The organism is Stenotrophomonas sp. YJH_SMC_29, assembly GCF_059371235.1.
This window is the reverse complement of sequence record NZ_JCAFUK010000014.1, coordinates 99,383-120,512: the sequence shown is the minus strand read 5'-3', so window position 1 is coordinate 120,512 and position 21,130 is coordinate 99,383. Positions and strand designations below refer to the sequence as shown.

20 protein-coding genes are annotated in these 21,130 nt (G+C 68.0%); 7 read left to right on the top strand and 13 right to left on the bottom strand.

Translation table 11 applies throughout. From position 1 onward, the window contains the following. Window positions 1-91 precede the first annotated feature (91 nt). The gene (locus tag AC5P9I_RS15600) at window positions 92-712 is read left to right on the top strand and encodes a thymidine kinase (protein ID WP_049468491.1); all 621 of its coding nucleotides are present in this window, start codon (window positions 92-94) and stop codon (window positions 710-712) included. Between the two features lie 271 nt (window positions 713-983). On the opposite strand, the gene AC5P9I_RS15595 is transcribed toward AC5P9I_RS15600, so the two are convergent. From AC5P9I_RS15595 to AC5P9I_RS15580, 4 genes are all read right to left on the bottom strand, one after another. Next, window positions 984-2,588 carry an OpgD/OpgG family glucan biosynthesis protein gene (locus AC5P9I_RS15595; RefSeq protein ID WP_049468490.1) on the bottom strand — a complete coding sequence of 535 codons (1,605 nt, stop codon included), beginning with the start codon at window positions 2,586-2,588 and terminating at the stop codon, window positions 984-986. A gap of 106 nt (window positions 2,589-2,694) precedes the next feature. After that, window positions 2,695-3,507, bottom strand: coding sequence for a bifunctional DNA-formamidopyrimidine glycosylase/DNA-(apurinic or apyrimidinic site) lyase (gene mutM / locus AC5P9I_RS15590; protein ID WP_049468489.1), 813 nt, complete (start codon window positions 3,505-3,507; stop codon window positions 2,695-2,697). Window positions 3,508-3,526: 19 nt separating this feature from the next. Beyond that, on the bottom strand, window positions 3,527-3,859 hold the full coding sequence (locus AC5P9I_RS15585; protein ID WP_049468487.1) for an EF-hand domain-containing protein: 333 nt from the start codon (window positions 3,857-3,859) through the stop codon (window positions 3,527-3,529). Continuing rightward, entirely contained in the window at window positions 3,856-5,058 is a 1,203-nt protein-coding gene (locus AC5P9I_RS15580) for a DesA family fatty acid desaturase (RefSeq protein WP_049468483.1), read from the bottom strand. The genes AC5P9I_RS15585 and AC5P9I_RS15580 overlap by 4 nt, the downstream gene beginning before the upstream one ends. A 151-nt stretch (window positions 5,059-5,209) precedes the next feature. Between AC5P9I_RS15580 and AC5P9I_RS15575 the strand changes: the two genes are divergently transcribed. Further along, entirely contained in the window at window positions 5,210-6,031 is an 822-nt protein-coding gene (locus tag AC5P9I_RS15575) for an ABC transporter ATP-binding protein (protein ID WP_495217368.1), read from the top strand. A gap of 130 nt (window positions 6,032-6,161) precedes the next feature. On the opposite strand, the gene AC5P9I_RS15570 is transcribed toward AC5P9I_RS15575, so the two are convergent. Further along, window positions 6,162-7,364: a DUF4785 domain-containing protein gene (locus tag AC5P9I_RS15570; RefSeq protein WP_187756890.1), complete on the bottom strand. Its 1,203-nt coding sequence runs from the start codon at window positions 7,362-7,364 to the stop codon at window positions 6,162-6,164. An 11-nt stretch (window positions 7,365-7,375) separates the two neighbouring features. Then, window positions 7,376-8,254: a lipase family protein gene (locus AC5P9I_RS15565; protein WP_130768338.1), complete on the bottom strand. Its 879-nt coding sequence runs from the start codon at window positions 8,252-8,254 to the stop codon at window positions 7,376-7,378. A 260-nt stretch (window positions 8,255-8,514) separates the two neighbouring features. Between AC5P9I_RS15565 and AC5P9I_RS15560 the strand changes: the two genes are divergently transcribed. Continuing rightward, window positions 8,515-9,354 carry an acid phosphatase gene (locus AC5P9I_RS15560; RefSeq protein WP_130768337.1) on the top strand — a complete coding sequence of 280 codons (840 nt, stop codon included), beginning with the start codon at window positions 8,515-8,517 and terminating at the stop codon, window positions 9,352-9,354. A 15-nt stretch (window positions 9,355-9,369) separates the two neighbouring features. Here AC5P9I_RS15560 and AC5P9I_RS15555 read toward each other — a convergent pair whose 3' ends face one another. The 3 genes from AC5P9I_RS15555 to AC5P9I_RS15545 form a co-directional block, all read right to left on the bottom strand. Next, complete coding sequence (locus tag AC5P9I_RS15555; RefSeq protein ID WP_049468478.1) at window positions 9,370-10,317, bottom strand: hypothetical protein; 948 nt, start codon at window positions 10,315-10,317, stop codon at window positions 9,370-9,372. After that, a complete protein-coding gene (locus AC5P9I_RS15550) occupies window positions 10,299-10,844 on the bottom strand; it encodes a hypothetical protein (RefSeq protein WP_057495307.1) in 546 nt (181 codons plus the stop codon). Before AC5P9I_RS15550 ends, AC5P9I_RS15555 begins: the two co-directional genes overlap by 19 nt. A gap of 246 nt (window positions 10,845-11,090) precedes the next feature. Then, on the bottom strand, window positions 11,091-13,361 hold the full coding sequence (locus AC5P9I_RS15545) for a TonB-dependent receptor (RefSeq protein WP_049468475.1): 2,271 nt from the start codon (window positions 13,359-13,361) through the stop codon (window positions 11,091-11,093). 159 nt (window positions 13,362-13,520) lie between these two features. Here AC5P9I_RS15545 and AC5P9I_RS15540 point away from each other — a divergent pair, with 159 nt between their 5' ends. Both AC5P9I_RS15540 and AC5P9I_RS15535 read left to right on the top strand, forming a co-directional pair. Further along, window positions 13,521-14,537: a TIGR00266 family protein gene (locus AC5P9I_RS15540; RefSeq protein WP_049468473.1), complete on the top strand. Its 1,017-nt coding sequence runs from the start codon at window positions 13,521-13,523 to the stop codon at window positions 14,535-14,537. 234 nt (window positions 14,538-14,771) lie between these two features. After that, window positions 14,772-15,764, top strand: coding sequence for a patatin-like phospholipase family protein (locus AC5P9I_RS15535; protein ID WP_049468508.1), 993 nt, complete (start codon window positions 14,772-14,774; stop codon window positions 15,762-15,764). 39 nt (window positions 15,765-15,803) lie between these two features. On the opposite strand, the gene AC5P9I_RS15530 is transcribed toward AC5P9I_RS15535, so the two are convergent. Further along, the gene (locus AC5P9I_RS15530) at window positions 15,804-16,289 is read right to left on the bottom strand and encodes an Lrp/AsnC family transcriptional regulator (protein WP_049468471.1); all 486 of its coding nucleotides are present in this window, start codon (window positions 16,287-16,289) and stop codon (window positions 15,804-15,806) included. Window positions 16,290-16,414: 125 nt separating this feature from the next. On the opposite strand from AC5P9I_RS15530, the gene phhA reads away from it, so the two are divergent. Further along, on the top strand, window positions 16,415-17,308 hold the full coding sequence (phhA, locus tag AC5P9I_RS15525) for a phenylalanine 4-monooxygenase (RefSeq protein ID WP_049468470.1): 894 nt from the start codon (window positions 16,415-16,417) through the stop codon (window positions 17,306-17,308). Between the two features lie 31 nt (window positions 17,309-17,339). After that, window positions 17,340-17,990 carry a DMP19 family protein gene (locus tag AC5P9I_RS15520; protein ID WP_080355560.1) on the top strand — a complete coding sequence of 217 codons (651 nt, stop codon included), beginning with the start codon at window positions 17,340-17,342 and terminating at the stop codon, window positions 17,988-17,990. Window positions 17,991-18,071: 81 nt separating this feature from the next. Here AC5P9I_RS15520 and AC5P9I_RS15515 read toward each other — a convergent pair whose 3' ends face one another. The 3 genes from AC5P9I_RS15515 to kduI form a co-directional block, all read right to left on the bottom strand. Continuing rightward, window positions 18,072-19,172: a GDSL-type esterase/lipase family protein gene (locus AC5P9I_RS15515; RefSeq protein WP_414608564.1), complete on the bottom strand. Its 1,101-nt coding sequence runs from the start codon at window positions 19,170-19,172 to the stop codon at window positions 18,072-18,074. A gap of 116 nt (window positions 19,173-19,288) precedes the next feature. Continuing rightward, window positions 19,289-20,044, bottom strand: a complete 756-nt coding sequence (kduD, locus tag AC5P9I_RS15510; protein ID WP_049468467.1) for a 2-dehydro-3-deoxy-D-gluconate 5-dehydrogenase KduD — start codon at window positions 20,042-20,044, stop codon at window positions 19,289-19,291. An 80-nt stretch (window positions 20,045-20,124) separates the two neighbouring features. Next, window positions 20,125-20,973 (bottom strand): 5-dehydro-4-deoxy-D-glucuronate isomerase, encoded by an 849-nt coding sequence (gene kduI, locus AC5P9I_RS15505; RefSeq protein WP_049468466.1) that lies wholly within the window; start codon window positions 20,971-20,973, stop codon window positions 20,125-20,127. Window positions 20,974-21,130 lie beyond the last annotated feature (157 nt).

Genomic DNA, 21,130 nt, shown 5'->3' with positions numbered 1-21,130 from the left:
TTGTAGCGGGCGGGCGGGACAACCACAGCGGGCGGCCGGCAGGCTTGCTGAACAGCTTCGGCCAGTGGGGGCGGCGGCGTACAATCGGCCGATGGCCAAGCTCTACTTCTACTACTCGGCGATGAACGCCGGCAAGACCACCACCCTGCTGCAGAGCGCACACAACTACCGCGAGCGCGGCATGCGGGTGGCGATCCTGACGCCGCGCCTGGACGACCGGGCCGGCGCCGGCGTGGTTGCCTCGCGGATCGGCCTGCGCGCCGAGGGCATGGCCTTCGACCGTGACACCGACCTGCAGCGCTGGGTAGAGCAGGACCTTGCGGAAAACGGGCCGATGGGCTGCGTGCTGGTGGACGAGGCGCAGTTCCTGACCCGCGCCCAGGTCTGGCAGCTCAGCGAGGTGGTCGACCAGCTGCGCATTCCGGTGCTGTGCTACGGCCTGCGCACCGACTTCCGCGGCGAACTGTTCGAGGGCAGCCAGTACCTGCTGGCCTGGGCCGACGAGATGCAGGAAATCAAGACCATCTGCCACAGCGGCAAGAAGGCGACCATGACCGTGCGCGTGGACGAGCATGGCCACGCCGTGCAGGACGGCCCGCAGGTGGAGATCGGTGGCAACGACCGCTACGTGTCGGTCAGCCGTGCGGAGTTCAAGAAGATCACGCGCGGTGAAGGGCGGATCGACCCGGCGCAGGCGCCCCTGCCGCTGTAAAGGGTGTTCTTTTGCAGGGCTTGCAGCCCTGCACCTGCAGAAGCAACGGCAACGGCCAAAGCCAGAGCCGCATTCCGTGGGATGGCGGGCCGGTGGCGGGGGCGTCCGCGGCATGAATGCCGCGGCCAAGCCCCCATGGACGGGTTTACGGCGTCTCCCGCCACCGGACCCACCCCGCCTACCCTCAGGAAACCAGCTTCTGCTTCGGCTGTTGCGGTTGCTTTGGCCTCGGCAGGTGCAGGGCTGCAAGCCCTGCAAACCCGCACCCCTCTTAGTACAGCGTGCGCTCCGGCGCTCCGGCCGGCGGCGGGCTGTACTGGTACAGCCAGGTCTCGGTCAGGGTCTTGCCGCCACTGCGCAGGAACAGGCGGACATCGATCTGCTCGGTACTGCCTTCCGGCGGCACCAGGTCGAACATCGCGCGATAGCCGTTGATCTCGCGCAGCGGCCGCGCCGACACGATCTCGACCCGGCCCCGGCTGGCTTCCACCACCGCCTCGACCTCAGCCTTGTCGATCAGTCTGGCCAGTTCGCCGCCTTCGAAGTCCACCGCGAAGCGCCAGCTGAAATACTCGCGCTTCTTGCCGACCACACCGCCCAGGCCGGTACGGCTGGCCACGCAGTGCGCCAGCGGCGGACGTGCCGGCGGCTCGGCGCCCCAGTACAGGCGGTAGCCAACCAGCAGCTCCTGGCCGGGCTGCGGCTTCTCCTTCGGATTCCAGAACGCCACGATGTTGTCGAAGGTCTCGTCCACGGTGGGAATCTCCACCAGCTGCACCGAGCCCTCGCCCCATTCGCCCTTCGGCTCCACCCACAGGCACGGGCGCTTCTCGTAGAACACGCCGTCATCCTGGTAGTGGTCGAAGTTGCGGTCGCGCTGCAGCAGGCCGAAGCCGCGCGGGTTGCGGTCCACGAACATGTTGAAGCGCAGGTTGCGCGGGTTCAGCAGCGGGCGCCAGATCCATTCCCCGGCACCGGTCCACAGCGACAGGCCATCGGTATCGTGGATCTCCGGGCGCCAGTCCCAGCCCATGCGGCGGTCGTTCTCGCCCACCTGGTACATGCTGGTGCACGGTGCGATGCCGAGCCGCTCGATCGGCTTGCGCGGGTACAGCGCGCTGTCGATGTCCATCAGCAGCACGTCACCGTTGGTGATCGCGAAGCGATAGGCACCGGCCACGCTAGGCGAATCCAGCAGGCCGTAGACCACGATCGTGTCCGAATCAGCCGACGGCTGTTCCAGGTAGTAGGCGATGAAATCCGGGAATTCCTCCGGCTTGCCCATCCCGGTGTCGATCGCCAGGCCACGCGCGGACTGGCCGTACTGGCCTTCCTTGCCGACCGCGCGGAAATAGCTGGCGCCGAGGAAGGCAGCGAAATCGCGGTCGGTATCCTTGCGGGTGTTCAGGCGGAAGCCGGCGAAGCCGAGGTCGGCCGGCAGCTCGCCATCCTTGATGCCGCTCTTGCCGTAGTTGAACGCCGCGCCGTCATAGGCCAGCTCCTGCGCCTTGCCGTCGACCACGTCGAACATGCGCACCGGCGAATGGAAGTACAGGCCCAGGTGGAAGAACTTGGCCTGGAACTTGCCGGGCTGGTCGGCCCACAGCGCATGGTCCTGGCGGTAGCCGATCGACTGGTACTGGTCCCAGTCCAGGCCCTCCAGGCGGCCCGGCAGCACCCGCTTGTGGCTCTTGTAGGGCGCCTGCGCCAACGCGCGCGCCTGGCCCTTCAGGGTGGCGAAATCGAACGGCTGCGGCTGGCCGAGGCGGCGCAGGCCCATCTGGCCGCTCCGGCTGGCCGCGCACGCGGGCAGGGACGGCAGGCCGAATGCAGCCAGGGCGAGGGAGGCATTGCGGATGAAGTCGCGTCGTTGCATGCAGGCGCGTCAGGCACAGGGAGGAAGGTCGGCCATGATAGGCAGACAAACGTTAACGGGCAGCGGAGACGCGCCCTGCCCGTTCAGCTGCCGCTGGCTGCCCGGCTCAGCGCTGGCAGTGGCTGCACCAGACGCTGGCGCGCTGGCCGATGGTGGCGTGCTTCAGCGCGCGCCCGCAGTTCGGGCACGGCAGCCCGTCACGGCCGTACACCAGCAGTTCCTGTTCGAAGTAGCCCGGCGCACCATCGGGGCTGATGAAATCGCGCAGGGTGGTGCCGCCGCGGGTAATCGCGTAGCCCAGGATCTCCTTCACTGCATCGGCCAGCCGCTGGTAGCGCTCGCGCGAGATCTTGCCGGCCTCGCGCAGCGGGCTGATGCCGGCCTTGAACAGGCTCTCGGCGGCGTAGATGTTGCCGACACCCACCACCACCGCCTGGTCCATCAGGAAGGTCTTCACCGGCGCACTGCGGCCCCGGCTGCGGGCGAACAGGTAATCGCCGTCGAAGGCATCGTCCAGGGGCTCCGGGCCCAGCCCCTGCAGCAGCGGGTGGATCTCGCCGGCCGGCTGCCAGAGCAGGCTGCCGAAGCGGCGCGGGTCGTTGAAGCGCAGCAGGCGGCCGTTGTCCAGGCTGATGTCGACGTGGTCGTGCGCGCGCAGCGGAGTATCACCGGGCAGCACGCGCAGGCTGCCGGACATGCCCAGGTGCAGCACCGCGCTGCCGATGGCGGTCTCCAGCAGCAGGTACTTGGCGCGGCGGCGGATGTCCTCGATGCGCTGCCCCGGCAGCAGCTCGGTCACTTCCGGCGGAATCGGCCAGCGCAGGTCGGCGCGGCGCAGGATCACGCCATGCACGCGCCGGCCCTGCAGGTGCGGCGCCAGGCCGCGGCGGGTGGTTTCGACTTCGGGTAGTTCGGGCATGGGGTGATTCTACGCCCGCTCAACGCGGCGGCGCGGACAGCTCACGGGCGTCCAGGAAACCATCACCGTTGGCATCCTGCTTGTGGAAGCGCTGCACGATCACCTGCCGTTGCTGCTCACGGCTGATCGCCCTGCCCTTGCCGCCGGGCAGCTCGTCGGCGCTCAGCACACCATCACCATTGCGGTCCATGTGGTCGAAGGCATACAGCATCCACTGCACGTACTCGGATTCACTCACCCGGCCGTCGCCATCGCTGTCCATCCGCTGCAGATAGCTGGCGGTGTCGGTGACCTGGGCCAGCGCCACGCCCGGCAGCAGCAGCGCCAGCAGAAGCCCGTGCCCTGCCCTCACGCGCCCACCAGGCTGTAGCCCTTCAACCGTGCGGCGTAGGCCTGCAGCGCGGCGATACCGCTTTCCTCGGCCTCGCGGCACCAGGCCTGCAGCTGATGCAGGCGCTCGGCAGCATCGTGGCCGCGCGCCTCCAGCAGCGCCGCCAGCCGCGCGCGGTACTCGACCAGGGTGCGGATGCGCGGGCGCTGTGCCACCCAGGCGCTGAGCTGGGCACGCCCGTCCGGCTTCAGCCAGCGGCCATCATTGACCAGGCCGCGGCGCAGCCGGCGCGGCAACAGGCGGCGCAGCTTGGCTCCAGCCTGCGCGGCTTCCTCGCGCAGGGCGGGCATGAACACGTTGCGCTGGTAATCCGTCATCGCCTGGAAGCGGTGCGACAGCAGCGCCTTCAGGGTTTCGGCATCGGGCACGGCGATGTTCGGGCGCACGTCCATGGCCGGCGCCACCCGCAGCACCTTGGCCAGGCGCAGCGCCTGCAGCAGTCGGATCGCACTCCAGCCGATGTCGAACTCCCAGCGGCGCATCGCAAAGCGCGCCGAACTGGGGAAGGCATGGTGGTTGTTGTGCAGCTCCTCGCCGCCGATCCAGAACCCCCACGGCGTGAGGTTGGTGGAGGTATCGGCCGACTCGTAGTTGCGGTAGCCCCACCAGTGGCCCAGGCCGTTGACCACGCCGGCCGCCCAGAACGGGATCCACGCCATCTGGATCGCCCACAACGCCACGCCCGGCAGGCCGAACAGCACGCTGTTGATCACCAGCAGCAGCACCGGGCCCAGCGTGGCGTGCGGGGTATACAGGTGGCGCTCGATCGCATCGTCGGGGGTGCCGCGCCCGTACTGCTCGATGTCCGCGCGCATGCCGCGTGCTTCCCGGTACAGCTCCACGCCGTGCCAGAACACCCTGCCGATGCCGCGGGTGACCGGGCTGTGCGGGTCGTCCTCGGTCTCCACCTTGGCGTGGTGCTTGCGGTGGATCGCCACCCATTCCCGGGTGATCATCGAGGTGGTCAGCCACAGCCAGAAGCGGAACACATGGGCCAGCGCCGGGTGGAAATCGACCCCGCGATGAGCCTGGCTGCGATGCAGGTACAGGGTCACCGAGAAGATGGTGATCTGGGTGAAGACCAGCAGCACCGCCAGCAGGGCCCACCCACCCAGGCCGAGCACACCACCGGTCAACAGGGACATCAGGGCATCAGGCATGGCAGCTCTCCGGATCGACGCGGGGATGGCAGACATGATGGGCGCTTGCGTTGCAAACTGCATCCCTACGGCGGTGTATCGCATCGCCATCCGTGGCACCGTTCACAGTTGGGGACCCGAGTTGTCGAGCCTTGATCCACGCACCAGCGCCATCACCGCTGCCCCGCCCGTCGCGGAGCCGCCCCCGTTGATCGAACTGGACCGCGCCACCGTGGTGCGCGGCCAGGTAAAGGTGCTGCACGGGCTCAGCCTGCGCATCGCGCAGGGCCAGCACACCGCCCTGCTCGGGCCCAACGGCTGCGGCAAGTCGACCTTCATCAAGCTGATCACCCGCGAGCTGTACCCGCTGGCGCTGGGCGACGGCTCGGTGGCCGTGAAGGTGCTGGGCCAGAACCGCTGGCAGGTGGACCGGCTGCGCTCGCAGCTGGGCATCGTCACTGGCGACCTCAGCAGCAACCTGGCCGACATGCCGGGGCTGACCGTGGAGCAGGCGGTGCTGTCCGGCTTCTTCGCCAGCTACGTGGTGCCCGCGTTCCGCGAGGTGACCGACGACATGCGCGCCCGCGTCGGCGAAACGCTGGCGATGACCGGCGCCCTGTCCCTGCGTGAACGCGCCTACGCCGAGCTGTCGGCCGGCGAGACCCGCCGCGTGCTGATCGCCCGCGCGCTGGTCAACCGGCCGCAGGCACTGCTGCTGGACGAACCGTCCACCGGATTGGACCTGGTCGCGCGCGAGCAGCTGGTGGCGACCATGCGGGTACTGGCGCAGCAGGGCATCACCCTGGTGCTGGTGACCCACCACATCGAAGAGATCATTCCCGAGATCGAGCGGGTGGTGCTGCTGCGCGTCGGCCGCGTACAGGCCGACGGTACCCGCGCCGAGCTGCTGCGCAGCACGCCGCTGTCGGCGGTATTCGGCGGCACGATCACCGTGTGCGAGCAGGAAGGCCGGCTGACCGCGTACGCGGGGTAATCGACATGCGGTTGTAGAGCCGACCCCACGCTCGGCGGCTCGTGATCACAGCACACAGCAGCCGAGCATGGGCTCGGCTCTACAGGCTGCAATGCAGCGGGCCGGAGGTTCCGGCCCGCTGCACCCTTGCTCAGAACTTCAGCGCCAGCGCGCGCGACTCGATCGGTGCCATCCGGCTCTGGTCCTGCAGCTGCAGGTCTCGCAGCTCATAGGGTGCGCCGAAGCCCGCCGGCAATGCGGCCTGGTCGAACGGCAGCACCAGCTGGCCCGCGCCGGGGCCATCGAACCACGCCGCTGCATGCCCCTGCGCGACCGGCCTCAGTTGGCCGTCGCGACCGGTGGCATACAACGTGCCACGCGCCTCGTAGCGACCGGCTGCGGCCACCTGCAGCGGCAGCGCCACCTGGCGGCTGGCCGGGTCCGGTGCCGCCTGGCCGCTGAAACGCGCGGTCGGCCGCGCCACCGCGAAGGCGACCTTGCCATCGCGCAGCACGCCATCGGCCTGCGCGAACACCTGCAACTCCCACAGCCCCTGCACGCTGCCGACGTCGGACGGAATCCGCACCTGCGCACGCAGGGCGCCATCGGTGGTGCGCAGCAGCCGCTGCGGCCAGCTGCGTCCGTCCGGTGCCACCAGCAGCGCTTCACCGCCCAGGCCGCTACGCCGCGATGCCAGCTGGGCGGTGGTGGCGCCGTCTTCCAGCAGGCGTGCCTGCAGCTGCACGCTGCCACCGGCCAGCACCTGTGCCTGGTTGGCCTGCACTTCCAGCCGCAGCGGGCTGTTCGGCTCAAGCACCTGCACCACGTAGCGGCCCTGTGCCTGTGCGCTCTGCAGCGTGTACGCACCGGCGGCACTGGTCGCGCCGGTGCGCAGCATGCTGCTGCCATCCTTCACCGGCATGCCGGCCTCCTGCAGCGCGCGCGCATCGACACTGCGCGCCACGCTGCTGCGGCCGGCCGGGTCGCGCACCTGCAGGGTATTGGCCGGCAGCGCGCGGGCACCTTCGGCCGGGCTCAGCTGGATCACCGCATCGGCGGCGGTCAGCGGCAGGTCCAGGCCGCGTTGCAGCTGCGTGCCATCGACCTGCTGCCAGTAGCTGCGGCTGACCGAGGCGTATGGCGTGGCTGCCTGCAGCGGCTGCGCCGGGTCCAGCGCCCAGGCGAACGCCAGCGGCGCGTGTTCGCTGTCATCGGTGGGCAGCGGCGCGGCTACCAGGGCGGCAGACACCTGATCGCCCGCGCGGGCCGCCTGCAGCGGCTGCGCGGCCTGCGCCGTGGAAAGGGACAGCACTGCCAGCACCGCACTGGCCAGCAGGGTGGAATGGATCGTCATGGTCATCTCCCTCACTGGGTCAGGTCGTTGCGCAGCAGGGTGCCGAGGCCGAAGCACTCGCGCCGGCTCTGGTTGTGGCTGAGCGGTTCTGCGCCCTGGGTGCGCGCCTTGTCAGTGAACCAGGTGGTGCCGGCAGCCTTCTGGCTGCTGCACTCCAGGAAGCCATCGGAGCAGGACGACAGCCAGTTCTGGGTGAACTCCAGGCCGACATTGGCGGCATAGCCACCGCAGTAGCTGTTGCTGTCCCATACCGCCGATTCCACGTCACTGCCGACCACCACACGGAACGGCTTGGGCAGCGCCGGGCGACCGGCCGTGCCATACAGGTTCTGCGCGTTGTAGGTGGCCATGCTCGCCACCTGCTGCTGGCGCACCGCGTCGTTCTTGTAGCCCAGCAGCCAGCCCAGCGAGGTTTCGAAGGTATTGCCGTTGAGCACCGCATCGGCCAATGGCGTGCCGGCCGAAGACGGCGCCAGCGCGGTGACCTTGCGCAGCGTACGGATGATCTTCGGATAGCGGCTGTCGTAGGTCGGGTTGGACAGGATCCAGCGCACCACGTTGCCGCCGTTGGAGTGGGTGATCACCACCAGCTGGGTGATGCCACGGCTGTCGATGAAGCCGGTCAGCTGGTTGGCCAGGCAACCGGCCGCTTCCGGTTTCCACATGTACTGGGTGAAGTCACAGTTGATGACGACGTAGTTGCTGCTGTTGGGCAGGCCCTGGCGCACGGTGTCGATGATCGCCGGCTGCCAGTAGTCCTGGGTGGCATTGGTCTGCGCGCCGGTGCCATGCACGAAGGCCACGCCGACCACGTCGGCGGCCTGCGCCGGGGCGCTGGCCAGCCCCACGAGCAGGGCCAGGACGGTACTTCCTGTTGCGGTGCTGCGCATCGCTTCTCTCCCTCTGTCAGCGGATCCCCCCGACCCGACTGGAACTGGACGGCATCTCGACCACCGTTGTGTCGATGCTCGCGGTGCAGGCGCGTGAAAGTCCGTGCGCTGCGCCCGGAATCGGGAGAATGACGCCGAACGATGACGGTTTTTATTCCATGGCAGTGACCATGCCGGGTCTGGCCGTATGACCGACGGTCACTGCGGTGTCGTGCGGGGGCTGCGATCATGGCGCGGTGTTTCCTGCCCAGAGCCTGTCCATGTCGCTGATTTCCCACCCTGCCCGCCCGCTGCTCGGCCTTGCCGTGGCTGCGGCCCTGGCCGGTTGTGCCGCCACCGCCACCAAGCCGACCGCCGTCGAAGCCAACATCACCACCAAGGCCGTCGGCTATCTGGACCAGAGCGCGGTTCCGGCCAGTCTCGACCTGGTGCCGGCACCGCCGGTCGCCGGTTCGGCCGCCCTCGCCCTGGACGAGCAGGTCAGCCGTGAAGCCCGCGCGCTGCGTGGCAGCCCGCGCTTCGCCCAGGCCGGCGTCGATGCGGAACTCGGTTTCCCCGAGGGCGCCAACCACTTCTCCTGCGCCGCCGACATCGACGTCGATGCGGTGAAGACCCCGGCGCTGTATCGCCTGCTGGAGCGCAGCCGGATCGACGCCAGTGCGGCGACCAAGGCGGCCAAGAACCACTACCAGCGCCCGCGCCCGTTCATGGTCAACGGTGAGCCGACCTGCTCGCCGAAGGACGAGGACGGCCTGCGCAAGAACGGTTCCTACCCCTCCGGCCACACCTCGATCGGCTGGGCCTGGGCCCTGATCCTGTCGGAGATCGCGCCGGACCGCGCCGACGCCATCCAGGCCCGTGGCCGCAACTACGGCGAGAGCCGCCTGGTCTGCAACGTGCACTGGCAGAGCGACATCCTCGAAGGCCGCTTCATGGGTGCCGCCGCCGTGGCCCGCCTGCATGACAACGCCGCGTTCAACAAGGACCTGCTGGCCGCACGCAGGGAGATCGAAGCGGCACGCAAGGCCGGCCTGCACTCCAGCCGCGACTGCACCACCGAGAACGCGGTGCTGAAGATCCGCCCGCAGAGCGCGCTGTAACGGTCGATGCCAGGGTCAGGGCTCTGCGGCGATCCCTGCGTCGGCGAACGCCTTCTGCAGGGCTGCTTTGTTGCCGCCGCGCGGCCAACCCACCACCCGCGCGGCGACCCTGCCGTCGCGCAGGATGTAAAAGGTGGGTGTTCCCCAGTAGCCGAAGTCTGCAAAGTCCGTCTGGCGGGCCACGACCTGGATCGGCAGATCGGGATGGCGTTCGGCCCAGTCGGTAAAGATGCGCAGATCAAGCGTCCCGTCCTGCGGGGACAGCCACAGCGCGCGGCTTCCTGAAAGTATCCGCAATACGTCGGGGTCGGCGCGCGCCGCTTCTGCCACCGCACGCGTGAAGCCGCAGGCTGGATGCGCGATGACAATGATCTTCAACGACGCCATGTCGGCGTGCGCCGCGCGAAAGCTCGCGCCATCCGCACTGGGCGTCCAGTACTCGAACGGCTTGGTGACGCGCGGCCACCGGGGCACGGGGCGGCCATTGAAAGCGGCCCGCCACGGCGATACCGGGGCCAACGCAGCGGCATCACGGCTCAGAACGGCAATGGTCGCTCCGGCGCGTGCGTCAGCAGGCTGCAGTTCACCACGCTTGCGGAGCTCGACCCCCACGCGCAGTGCAATGGCCGAGTAGTGCGGCTGCTTGGCTGCCACGGCGGCCGCGTGGGTCGCCCGCAACAGTACACGCAGTTCGGGTGTGCTCAGGCGGGACAGCGTAGCGGTATGAGGCAAAACACCCGTGTCAAACGCACGATCAACCTGGGCTCCGCGCTCACGCCAGTCATGGTCCGGCCCTGAGAGGCTTTCCCACGTTCCCTGCACGGTGGCATAGCCCTCCTCCAGAGATACCCCGGCGGCACAGGGAGAGGACAGGATCATCGCCAGCGTGGTGGCGACCGGGAGCAACCCACGCATCATGACCCGTGGGCGCCGCAGGGCCGCGATCAGCAGTTGGACGTGCATATGTGTGCCGTTGATTCCTCGCATGTCGCGTGCGAGATGCACTTGTAGCCAGGATAGTCTGCCTCGTTGCAATGTTCTCCCACGCTACAACGCAGGCTGCGCGCAGTGTTCTGTATCTGCAGAACCCGTTGGTCTTCTTCCGAATTGACCCTGACATCGGGAATGACCGCCACCAGGTGCTGGAACCCAAACGGTTTGAGTACGCGATGGAGATCGGCCGCTCCCAGTTCCCGTGCCAGATCGGAGTAATCGAAGGTGGTCAGTCCGAGCGCACTGAACCGTAGCGATGCGGTGAACCGCGCGCGCGCTGCAGGCGTCATTTTGTAAAGGGGAAACGTATCGGTATCCCCGAATGCCTTTGCATACGCGTCGAATGATCGCTGATCGGTGATCGACGCGGTCCGCTTCTCCAGGTGCAGGTGCTGGTCGTCCGGAAGCGTCGTTGTTGCTGCTTCAGCAGCGTTCACCCCCGCAGATGCCTGCATCGACAGCACGAGCATGGCCAAGCCTACGGTCATCCGCGACATTCTGTTCTTCATTGCAGTACCCCGGTTGCCCGGAAGATTCCGGTAGCTACGGTTGTACGCCTGTTCCATCCGAGCGCATCGACACGGGCTCGGGTTCACGGCAACTGAGACATATTCTTGCCGCCGCTCACACTTCTTGACCGCTGCCCGCAGCGCGGGCGTGTCCATTTGCGACATGGTCGCGCATCAAAAGGAAGGGCCGGCATTGCGCCGGCCCTTCTTCATTGCACTACCGCAGCCACCGCATCAGAACTTCGCGGTGAACTCCACGCCCCAGGTCCGCGGCTCGTTGAGGAAGCCGGTCAGGTTGTTGAAGTCGATCGCACCGACCACGCGGGTCTGGTTGGTCAGGTTGCGGCCGAACACGGCCACGTCGTACTGGCCGTAATCCCAGTTGTAACCGAGGCGCAGGCCGCCTTCCAGCGAACTGCGGCCGCGGAATTCCGGCGACTCGTAGATGAAGAAGTTGACCGCGCTGCGGTACGCCCAATCGGTGTAGGCGTACAGCTCACTGCCATCGCTGAGCGGGAAGCCCACGCGCAGGGTCGCGTTGTGGATCCACTTCGGCGCCTGCGGCAGTGGGTTGCCGTTGACCAGCGCGTAGGTCTGGCCGTTGATCACCGTGGTCGGGTCAGTGATGGTGCAGCCACCGCCACAGATCGCCACCGCCAGGTTCTTGTCCTTGATCTCGGTGTCGTTGTAGCTGCTGCCGAAGGTCAGCAGGACGTTGTCGGCCAGGTAGGCCTCCAGGTCCAGCTCGACGCCCTGGCCGACGGTCTTGTCGGCGTTGAGCAGGGTGGCGGTGTTGTTGGCGCCGCCCACCGCGATCAGCTGCTGGCCATCGACGTTGTAGCGGAACACGCTCAGGCCCAGGCGCGCGCGGCGCTCGAACAGGTCGGCCTTGATGCCGGCCTCGTACGAGATCACCTTCTCCGAATCGGCCTGCGACAGGCCCGGCGCGAAGGCCAGGCGGCCCTGGATCGACGGCGCGCGGAAGCCCTTGGCCACGCGGGCATAGGCGTTGATGTCGTCGGTCAGCTTGTAGACGCCACTGAAATCCCAGCTGACGTCGTTGACGTCGGTGTTGGCCAGGTACGGGCCACTGACCGGGGTGCCGAACGGAACGGCCTGCAGCACGCTGGCGCTGAAGTCCTTCTTGTCCTGGGTGTAGCGCACGCCGGCGCGCAGCTTGAAGCGGTCGGTGACATCGAAGTCACCCGAGGCGAACACCGCCCACGCCTTGTTGCGCTGGTTCTGCACCACGTGGCCGGTCTGCGGATTGCCCGGGGTCAGCGAGTCGTAGTTGAAGTTGTTGATGGTCACGTCTTCATCGAAGTAGAAGACGCCGGCCTGCCAGTCGAAGCGGCCCCACTCGTTGGACTCGACGCGGACTTCCTGCGTCCACTGCCGGTGGTGCGGCAGGCCGTCGGCCGACTCCGACGAGAACGGAATCAGGCCCGGGCCAGAGTTGCCGGCACCCAGGAAGGACGCGCCGTAGCCACCGTCGATGTCGCCACGGTTGAGCGATTCGGCGGTTTCATAGCCGGTGATCGAGTGCAGGGTTACCGAGCCGAGGTTCCACTGCAGGCGCGCGCTGCCGCCCCAGGTCTCCAGGTCGGAGAAGTTGACGCCGTCGTTGGCCACCTTGTCGCGGTCGAAGTTCTCGACCAGCGAGTTGCCACCCTTCTCGATGATGTTGGCGCGGAACAGGCGGGCGGTTCCATTGAGCTTGCGCTTGTGCAGGTTGAACAGCGCTTCGAAGTCATCGCCTTCGTACAGGAACTGCACGCGGCCGGCCGCTTCGTCATAGCCCTCGAAGCCGCTGTTGGGTGCACCGGCGCGGGTGTTGTCGACCCAGTCGTCGCGGCGCTGGTAGATGGCCGAGACGCGCGCCGACCAGCGGTCGGTCAGCGGGCCGCCGTAGGCGCCCTGCACGTTCCAGCTGTTGTAGCTGCCGTAGCCGACGCGGAGGTAACCATCGGCATCCTGCGACGGGCGCGCCGAGTCGAACTTGACCACACCGGCCGGGGTATTGCGGCCGAACAGCGTGCCCTGCGGGCCACGCAGCACTTCCACGTTGGCCAGGTCGAACAGCGGGAAGCCCTTCAGCAACGGGCTTTCCTGCACCACATCGTCATACACCAGCGACACCGGCTGCGAGGCATTGAGGTCGAAGTCGGTGTTGCCCAGGCCGCGGATGTAGAAGCGCGGGAAGGCCCGGCCGTAGGACGACTCGATGTTGAGGCTGGGCACGCGTGCGGCCAGGAAGCGGATGTCATCGCCGGCCGAGCCGAGCACGTCCAGCTTCTCGCCCTGGATCGCGCTCAGCGCGACCGGTACGTCCTTGGCGTTCTCGACGCGGCGCTGGGCGGTCACCTGCAGGGCGTCGAGGGCAACCGGATCCTTGGCAGCGGGGGTTTCCTGGGCGGCTGCTACCAGCGGCAGCAGGGCGGAAAGAGCGGCAACGAGGGGACGCGCGACCGGAAATCGGCCACGGGGAGTGCGGGTCGGGGACATGGCGGTAGGCTGTGTTTGGAGGGGTGGTAAAACGGCGCTACCAGATAATTGTTGCAATACAGCACCTGCCCCGCAAATGCCGGCCGTTCATGGCCCTGTCGCCCGGCCCCGGGCGCGCTCGCTAGACTCGGGGTTTTCCAGCGCCGCGGAGCCGCCGCAATGACCCAGTGGTACTTCCACGCCTCTGCCCAGGCCGAACGCATCGGCCCGCTTGATGACGAGGCCGCGCGCCGCTTTGCGCTGGCCAATCCGCGCGCGCTGGCCTGGTGCCAGGGCATGGGCGGGTGGACGTCGATTGCCGAGGTGCCCGAACTGCAGTCAACGGCCCCTGGCATGCCCAGCACCCCGCCGCCGGTTCCCGCCGACGCCAGCGGCCGCGCCGACGACATCGAATTCCGCATCGTCGGCCATGAGATGCAGTTCGTGGAAATCGAGCTTGACCCCGGCGAGAGCGCCATTGCCGAGGCCGGCGCCTTGATGTTCAAGGACGCGAGCGTGCAGATGGACACCGTGTTCGGCGCCGCCAGCGGGGGGCCGGGCGGTGGCTTCATGGGCAAGGTGATGGCCGCCGGCAAGCGCGTGCTGACCGGCGAGAGCCTGTTCGCCACCGTCTACACCCAGAGCGGCCACGGCAAGGGCAAGGTCGCCTTCGCCGCGCCCTACCCCGGCACCGTGCTGGCGATGAAACTGGACCAGCATGGCGGCCGCCTGATCTGCCAGAAGGACAGCTTCCTAGCCGGCGCGCGCGGTGTGCAGATCGGCGTGCAGTTCCAGCGCAGGATCATGACCGGCCTGTTCGGCGGTGAGGGCTTCATCATGCAGAAGCTGGAAGGCGACGGCTGGGTCTTCATCCACGCCGGCGGCTGCGTGATCGAGCGCGAGCTGGCCGCCGGCGAGCGCCTGGACGTGGATACCGGCTGCGTGGTGGCCTACCACCCGACCGTGGACATGGACGTGCGCCGGGTGACCGGCATCAAGAGCATGCTGTTCGGCGGCGAAGGCGTGTTTCTGGCCACGCTGACCGGCCCTGGCAAGGTCTGGCTGCAGTCGCTACCGTTCTCGCGGCTGGCCGGCCGCATGTGGATGGCCGCGCCGCAGGGCGGCGGCCAGAACCGTGGCGAAGGCTCGGTGCTGGGTGGCCTGGGCCGGATGCTGGATGGCGACAACCGGTTCTGAGCGGCTCCGGTCGTGCCGGCCGCCGGCCGGCAACCCCATGCACCTTGGCGCGCATCCCGGTAGTGCCGGCCGCTGGCCGGCAACCCCATGGACCGTTGCCAGTTTCCCTATGGTTGCCGGCCAGCGCCCGGCACTACCTTTATGAATGGGCGATATTTCCCACCCTGCCCGCCCTGCCACGGCTTCGGTATGCTGGCGCCCTTTCCTGAACCCGGCGCCGCGCGCGCACTGCCGATGAGCCTGTTCCGCCCCCGCATGCTGCTGTCCGTCGCCCTGATCGGCCTGCTGGCCGGCTGCGGTGGCGAGCCGGTCCGCCCCACCCCGCCGCCGGCACCGACCGTGGTCCCGCAGGCCAAGCCGGTGAAGATCGGCATCGCCCTCGGCGGCGGCGCGGCCAAGGGCTTCGCCCATATCGGCGTGATCAAGATGCTGGAGGCCAACGGCTTCGAGCCGGCCGTGGTCGCCGGCACCAGCGCCGGCAGCGTGGTCGGCGCCCTGTATGCCAGCGGCATGGACGCCTTCCAGATGCAGAGCAAGGCCGTGGCGCTGGATGAAGCCAGCATCCGCGACGTGCGCCTGTTCTCCGGTGGCCTGGTGCAGGGCCAGAAGCTGCAGGACTACGTCAACGAGCAGGTTGCCAACCGTCCCGCCGAGCGCCTGAAAAAGCCGTTCGCCGCCGTCGCCACCCAGCTGGAAACGGGCGAGCGCGCCATCTTCGTGCGCGGCAATGTCGGCCAGGCCGTGCGCGCATCGAGCAGCATCCCCGGCGTGTTCGAACCGGTGAAGATCGGCGGCCGCAACTACATCGACGGCGGCGTGGTCAGCCCGGTGCCGGTGGACGCCGCGCGCCAGCTCGGCGCCGACTTCGTGATCGCCGTGGATATTTCCAGCAAGGCCAGCGGCAAGGCGCCGACGGACATGCTGGGCATCGTCAACCAGTCCATCTCGATCATGGGCCAGCGCCTGGGCGAGCAGGAACTGGCGCGCGCCGACATCGTCATCCGCCCGAAGGTGCTGGACATCGGCGCGGCCGATTTCAGCCAGCGCGGCACCGCGATCCTGGAAGGCGAAAAGGCCGCGATGGCGGCCATGCCGCAGATCCGCGCGAAGATCCAGCAGCTGCAGCGCGCACGCGCCGCCGCAGCGGCACCGGCCCCGGTGGCTGCACCGAAGTGCGAGGAAGCCTCGCGCCTGGGCAGGCTGATGGGCCGCAAGGACAAGTGCTGATCTCTTGATGCCTGGCCACCGGGCATGCCCGGTGGCCGCTCAGGACTCCAGCTGCGACAACGGCAACGCCTGGAAGCCCTTCACCGTGCGCAGCACGAAGCTGGAATTGGCATCGGCCACGCCACCGGCGTTGAGCAGCCGGTCCAGCAGGAAGTGCGAGAAGTGCTCCAGGTCGCGCACATAGACGTGCAGCAGGTAGTCCATGTCGCCGGTCAACGCATGGCAGGCCACCACCTCATCCCAGCCCTGCACGCTGTCCACGAAGTGGCCGATGGCGGCCTGGTCGTGCTTTTCCAGCTGCACGCGCACGAAGGCCTGCAGGCCCAGGCGCAGTTGCCGTGGCTCCAGGCGCGCACCATAGCCGACGATCACGCCCTCGCTTTCGAGCCGCTGCAGGCGGCGCAGGCAGGCCGAGGGCGAGAGATTCACCCGCGCCGCCAGTTCGGCGTTGGTAGCGCGCCCGTCCCGCTGGATTTCAGCCAGCAGGCGTATATCCGTGCGATCGAACTGGACTTCTCCGGCCATTGTTGCCCCGCAACATGGTGAGTACGCAAGGATATTGCGCCAACAACGGCAATCAGCGCAACTTTTGCAACCCTGTTGCGCGCGCCCTGCCCTAGCATCGTGGGTATCCCTTCAAGGAGCGCCCCATGGACCTCGCCCAGCCCCGCCGCGTCGAACACCAGCAGACCGACAAGGGCTACGTGCCGGTGTACACCACCGCGCTCGTCGAGCAACCGTGGGACACCTACACTGCCGACGACCACGCCACCTGGAGCACGCTGTACCAGCGCCAGCGCGAGCTGCTGGTCGGCCGCGCCTGCCAGGAGTTCCTGGATGCGCAGGACGAGATGGGGATGAGTGCGCACATGATTCCGCGCTTCGACCAGCTCAACGAAGTGCTCGGCGCGGCGACCGGGTGGACGCTGGTCGGCGTCGAAGGCCTGCTGCCGGAACTGGATTTCTTCGACCACCTGGCCAACCGACGTTTCCCGGTGACCTGGTGGATCCGCCGCCCGGACCAGATCGACTACATCGCCGAACCGGACCTGTTCCACGACCTGTTCGGCCACGTGCCGCTGCTGATGAACCCGGTGTTTGCCGACTACATGGAGGCCTACGGCCGCGGTGGCGTCAAGGCCCACGTGATCGGGCCGGACGCGTTGCAGAATCTCACCCGCCTGTACTGGTACACGGTGGAATTCGGCCTGATCGATACGCCGGACGGCCTGCGCATCTACGGTGCGGGCATCGTGTCGTCGAAGGGAGAGTCGCTGTACTCGCTGGAATCGGACGCGCCCAATCGCATCGGCTTCGACCTGCAGCGGATCATGCGCACGAAGTACCGCATCGACACGTTCCAGAAGACCTACTTCGTCATCGACAGCTTTGAACAGCTGATGCAGGCGACCTCACCGGACTTCACTCCGATCTACGCGGCACTGGCCGACCAGGCACACCTGCCTGCCGGTGATGTGCAGGACGACGACCGCGTGTTCCAGAAGGGCACGGGTGAAGGCTGGGCCGACGGCGGCGACGTGTGAGGCGGGCCGGCGCGCGGGTATCCTGCGCGGCATGACCGATGTGTTTGCCGCCCTGCGCGTGACCAACGTCGCCTTCGACGACGACGTCATCCTGCTGACCCTGGCCGATGGCCGGCGCACCCGCCAGCCGCTGCGCTGGGTACCTGCGTTGTTCGAAGCCGATGCAGGGCAGCGCGCGCAGTGGGTCGCCACCGCCGATGGCCTGGGTGTGAACTGGCCGGCCCTGCTGCCGGCGCGCGAGGCGGGCGTGGTCGATATCCTCAACCAGGTCTGGGAAGACCGCTACGACGCGGCGATGGCACGGCTGAAGGACGCCGGATGGACGCTGGAGGCGCTGTCCGACGAGGACCAGCAACTGGTGGCGCTGTGGCGCATGGAAGCGGACATCAACAACGGCGGCTTCATGCAGTTCCTGTGCAACTGGGGCGACCCGACCTGCCAGCTGGCGCTGCGCGCGCTGCAGGCGATGGGCGCAGTGCAGACGCACGCGCTCCTGGCCGGCATGCGCGGGCTGCTGGATCGGCTGGAGCACGACCCGGCGATCAAGGAACTGACCGACCTGTACGACGCGATGAGCGAAGACGAACAGCAGGCGCTGGAAGCGTTCGAGGACGCCTATTTCGAGCGCCCGGAAGACCTTGCGCGGTTCGGGCTGAAGCACTTCGGCGCAGAGCGGCTGTAGCAGCCCGCGTGGAGCCGAGCCCATGCTCGGCTGCGATCAACCGGATGCAGGACAGCCGAGCATGGCCTCGGCTCTACAGGCTCAGCGCGGGTATGCCAGCAGCACCACCAGGTCCTCGTCACCCACCTGCTGCAGCGCATGGCGGCTGCCCTTGCGGGTCAGCAGCGCGTGCCCGGCGTGCACGTCGTACTGCCTGCCGTCCAGCACGTAGCTGCCCTGCCCACTGACGATGTAATAGATCTCATCCTTGTGCTGCGGATGCAGGCCGATACCCGCGCCCTTGTGCAGCACGCGCTTGCGCAGCACGAGCGGCAGGTCCGCCGCGCCGGCAAAGAACGGATACGCGGTGGTGGGCCCGCCGCCGCCGTGCGGGCCGGGCTGCATGCGCGCAATCGTGCCTTCGTGCACGACCTGCGAATCTCCCGTCGCACCGGCGCCCTGCCCTGCGTCCATCACGTCGCAGTCGATGTCCCGCACCAGCGCCGGCTGCAGCGCGGGCAGCAGCGGCACTGCTTCGCGCAGTACCAAGCAGGCCACCGCATGGGCGCCGGCCACGCTGAAATGGGTGCCGTCGGCCTTGTTCTGTTCGGGCACGAACAGGAAGTACGGTCGCGCGCCCTGCTCAACCAGCGCGCGGATCCAGCGCGTGCTGCGGTCGTTCAGATCAATCAGCGCAATCCGCTCGCGCGCGGCCAGGGCCTTCATCGACTGCGTGTAACGGCCATGCGTGTCGAGCAGTGAACCGAAGTCGTACAGCAGCCGCGCCACCGGCGTGACCAGTATCGGCGTCGCGCCTTTCCCGCGCGCCACCTGTACGTAGCGCATCAGCAGGCGGGGGTAGTCCCGGTCCGGATCGGTATAGCGCGTGGAATCCTCAAACTTCGCATCGTTGTGGCCGAACTGGATCAGCAGCACGTCGCCACCGCGCAGCTCGGCGGCGATGGCATCCAGGCGCCCTTCGTCGATGAAACTGCGCGTGCTGCGACCGCCCTTGGCATGGTTGTGCACCTCGAAGCGCGCCGGGTCGAGGTAACTCTGCAGTGCCTGGCCCCAGCCGGCCTGGGGCGCGCGCTCGGGGCCGTATTCGGCCGCAGTGGAGTCACCGGCGATGAATACCCGCACCGGCGCCGCCTGCGCGGTGGTGCAAGACAGCAGCAACAGCAGCAACAGCAGCAACAGCAGCAACAGGGTGCGCATGGCGGTTCTCCGGTAGTGCCGGCCGCTGGCCGGCACCCTCATGAACGGCGGAAGCCTCGCGAAGATGCCGGCCAGCGACCGGCACTGCCGTGGCTCACGCGTCAGCGCGCCAGCCAGCCACCGTCGACCGGCAGCACGGCGCCGTTGATGTAATCCGACGCCGACGACGCCAGGAACACCGCCGCACCGGCCAGGTCATCCGGCGTGCCCCAGCGACCGGCCGGGATGCGCTCCAGGATCGCCTTGTTGCGCGCTTCGTCGGCGCGCAGCTGGGCGGTGTTGTCCGTGGCCATGTAGCCCGGGGCGATGGCATTGATGTTGATGCCCTTGCCCGCCCACTCGTTGGCCAGCAGCCGGGTGATGCCGGCGATGCCGCTCTTGCTGGCGGTGTACGACGGCACGCGGATACCGCCCTGGAAGGACAGCATCGAAGCAATGTTGATGATCTTGCCGTGGCCCTGTTCGATGAAGTGGCGGCCGGCGGCCTGCGAGATGAAGAAGGCGGACTTGAGGTTGACGTTCATCACGTCGTCCCAGTCCTGCTCACTGAAGTCCACCGCATCGGCGCGGCGGATCAGGCCGGCATTGTTGACCAGGATATCCAGGCCACCCAAGCCATCAATGGTTTCGCGCACCACGCGCGCCACCGGTTCGATGCTGATCAGGTTGGCTTCGATGGCCAGGCAGCGGCGGCCCAGCGCAGTGATCTTTTCGATGGTGTCGGTAGGCGGGGCGATGCCGGCCACGGCCACGTCGGCGCCGGCGGCAGCCAGTGCCACGGCGATGCCCTGTCCCAGACCGGTATTGCCACCGGTTACCAGAGCGACCTTGCCTTCCAGGCTGAAGGGATTAGCCATTGCGTATGCGTTCCTTGATTGGGGCGAGCGGGGTCAGCGCGACGGCCGCCGGCACACGGTGCACGGCGGCCAGGTGGGGCCTACTTGAGCTGGCAGATGTCCAGCACGTGCATGTCGGTGTAATCCAGGTTCTCGCCCCCCATCGCCCAGATGAAGGCGTAGTTGCTGGTACCGGCGCCCATGTGGATCGACCACGGCGGCGACACCACGGCTTCGTTGTTCTGGATGACGATGTGGCGCTGCGCGGCCGGCTCGCCCATGAAGTGGTAGACGCGGTCGCTGTCGCCCAGGTCGAAGTAGAAGTACACCTCGCTGCGACGGTCGTGCAGGTGCGGCGGCATGGTGTTCCACACGCTGCCCGGCTTGAGCACGGTCAGCCCCAGCAGCAGCTGCGAGGACTGGCAGGTGGCCGGCACGATGTACTGGTAGATGGTGCGCTCGTTGCTGGTTTCCAGCGCGCCGCGATCCAGGGCGACGGCATCCTTGATGGACAGCTGCCGGGTCTCGAAGCGGGCATGGGCCGGGGTCGAGGCCAGGTAGAACTGGGCGGGATTGGCGGCGTCCTGCGAGGCGAACACGACGTCCTTGCTGCCCATGGCCACGTACAGGCCATCCTTCGGGCCCAGCGTGTAGACCGTGCCATCGACGGTGACGCTGCCGGTTCCGCTGCCGACGTTGATCACGCCCAGCTCTCGACGCTCCAGGAACGGATGGCCTGCGGCCGAAGCGGGTTCGGTCTGGGTCGGCAGGGCCAGCGGTGCGCCCACCGGGGCAGCGCCGCCGATCACGAAGCGCTCGTAGTGGGTGTACTTGAGGGTCACCGCACCGGCGTTGAACAGGCCATCGAGCAGGTACAGGTCACGCAGCTGGTCGTTGCTGGCACCGTGGATGGCATCGGGATGGGTGGCGTAATGGGTCTTGCTGTACATGGCGTCTCCAGAGCGGGGGGCGGGCCGACGGGTCGGCCCCGGCGCGGTTCACGGTCGATTCTAGCCAGACAGGAAACCGGTGTCATTTTGCGTCGCACGATGCCGGGATGGCCCGGGCGAGGCGCGGTGGATCGGGCGGATGGGGCAGAGGTCGTGA

What these genes read in the sequence shown, in the direction of transcription:
- AC5P9I_RS15600 (WP_049468491.1), top strand. Translation starts at nt 92, where the DNA reads ATGGCCAAGCTCTACTTCTACTACTCGGCGATGAACGCCGGCAAGACC.
- AC5P9I_RS15595 (WP_049468490.1), bottom strand. Translation starts at nt 2,588, where the DNA reads ATGCAACGACGCGACTTCATCCGCAATGCCTCCCTCGCCCTGGCTGCA.
- mutM (WP_049468489.1), bottom strand. Translation starts at nt 3,507, where the DNA reads ATGCCCGAACTACCCGAAGTCGAAACCACCCGCCGCGGCCTGGCGCCG.
- AC5P9I_RS15580 (WP_049468483.1), bottom strand. Translation starts at nt 5,058, where the DNA reads ATGCCTGATGCCCTGATGTCCCTGTTGACCGGTGGTGTGCTCGGCCTG.
- AC5P9I_RS15570 (WP_187756890.1), bottom strand. Translation starts at nt 7,364, where the DNA reads ATGACGATCCATTCCACCCTGCTGGCCAGTGCGGTGCTGGCAGTGCTG.
- AC5P9I_RS15565 (WP_130768338.1), bottom strand. Translation starts at nt 8,254, where the DNA reads ATGCGCAGCACCGCAACAGGAAGTACCGTCCTGGCCCTGCTCGTGGGG.
- AC5P9I_RS15560 (WP_130768337.1), top strand. Translation starts at nt 8,515, where the DNA reads ATGTCGCTGATTTCCCACCCTGCCCGCCCGCTGCTCGGCCTTGCCGTG.
- AC5P9I_RS15555 (WP_049468478.1), bottom strand. Translation starts at nt 10,317, where the DNA reads ATGCACGTCCAACTGCTGATCGCGGCCCTGCGGCGCCCACGGGTCATG.
- AC5P9I_RS15550 (WP_057495307.1), bottom strand. Translation starts at nt 10,844, where the DNA reads ATGTCGCGGATGACCGTAGGCTTGGCCATGCTCGTGCTGTCGATGCAG.
- AC5P9I_RS15545 (WP_049468475.1), bottom strand. Translation starts at nt 13,361, where the DNA reads ATGTCCCCGACCCGCACTCCCCGTGGCCGATTTCCGGTCGCGCGTCCC.
- AC5P9I_RS15540 (WP_049468473.1), top strand. Translation starts at nt 13,521, where the DNA reads ATGACCCAGTGGTACTTCCACGCCTCTGCCCAGGCCGAACGCATCGGC.
- AC5P9I_RS15535 (WP_049468508.1), top strand. Translation starts at nt 14,772, where the DNA reads ATGAGCCTGTTCCGCCCCCGCATGCTGCTGTCCGTCGCCCTGATCGGC.
- AC5P9I_RS15530 (WP_049468471.1), bottom strand. Translation starts at nt 16,289, where the DNA reads ATGGCCGGAGAAGTCCAGTTCGATCGCACGGATATACGCCTGCTGGCT.
- phhA (WP_049468470.1), top strand. Translation starts at nt 16,415, where the DNA reads ATGGACCTCGCCCAGCCCCGCCGCGTCGAACACCAGCAGACCGACAAG.
- AC5P9I_RS15520 (WP_080355560.1), top strand. Translation starts at nt 17,340, where the DNA reads ATGACCGATGTGTTTGCCGCCCTGCGCGTGACCAACGTCGCCTTCGAC.
- kduD (WP_049468467.1), bottom strand. Translation starts at nt 20,044, where the DNA reads ATGGCTAATCCCTTCAGCCTGGAAGGCAAGGTCGCTCTGGTAACCGGT.
- kduI (WP_049468466.1), bottom strand. Translation starts at nt 20,973, where the DNA reads ATGTACAGCAAGACCCATTACGCCACCCATCCCGATGCCATCCACGGT.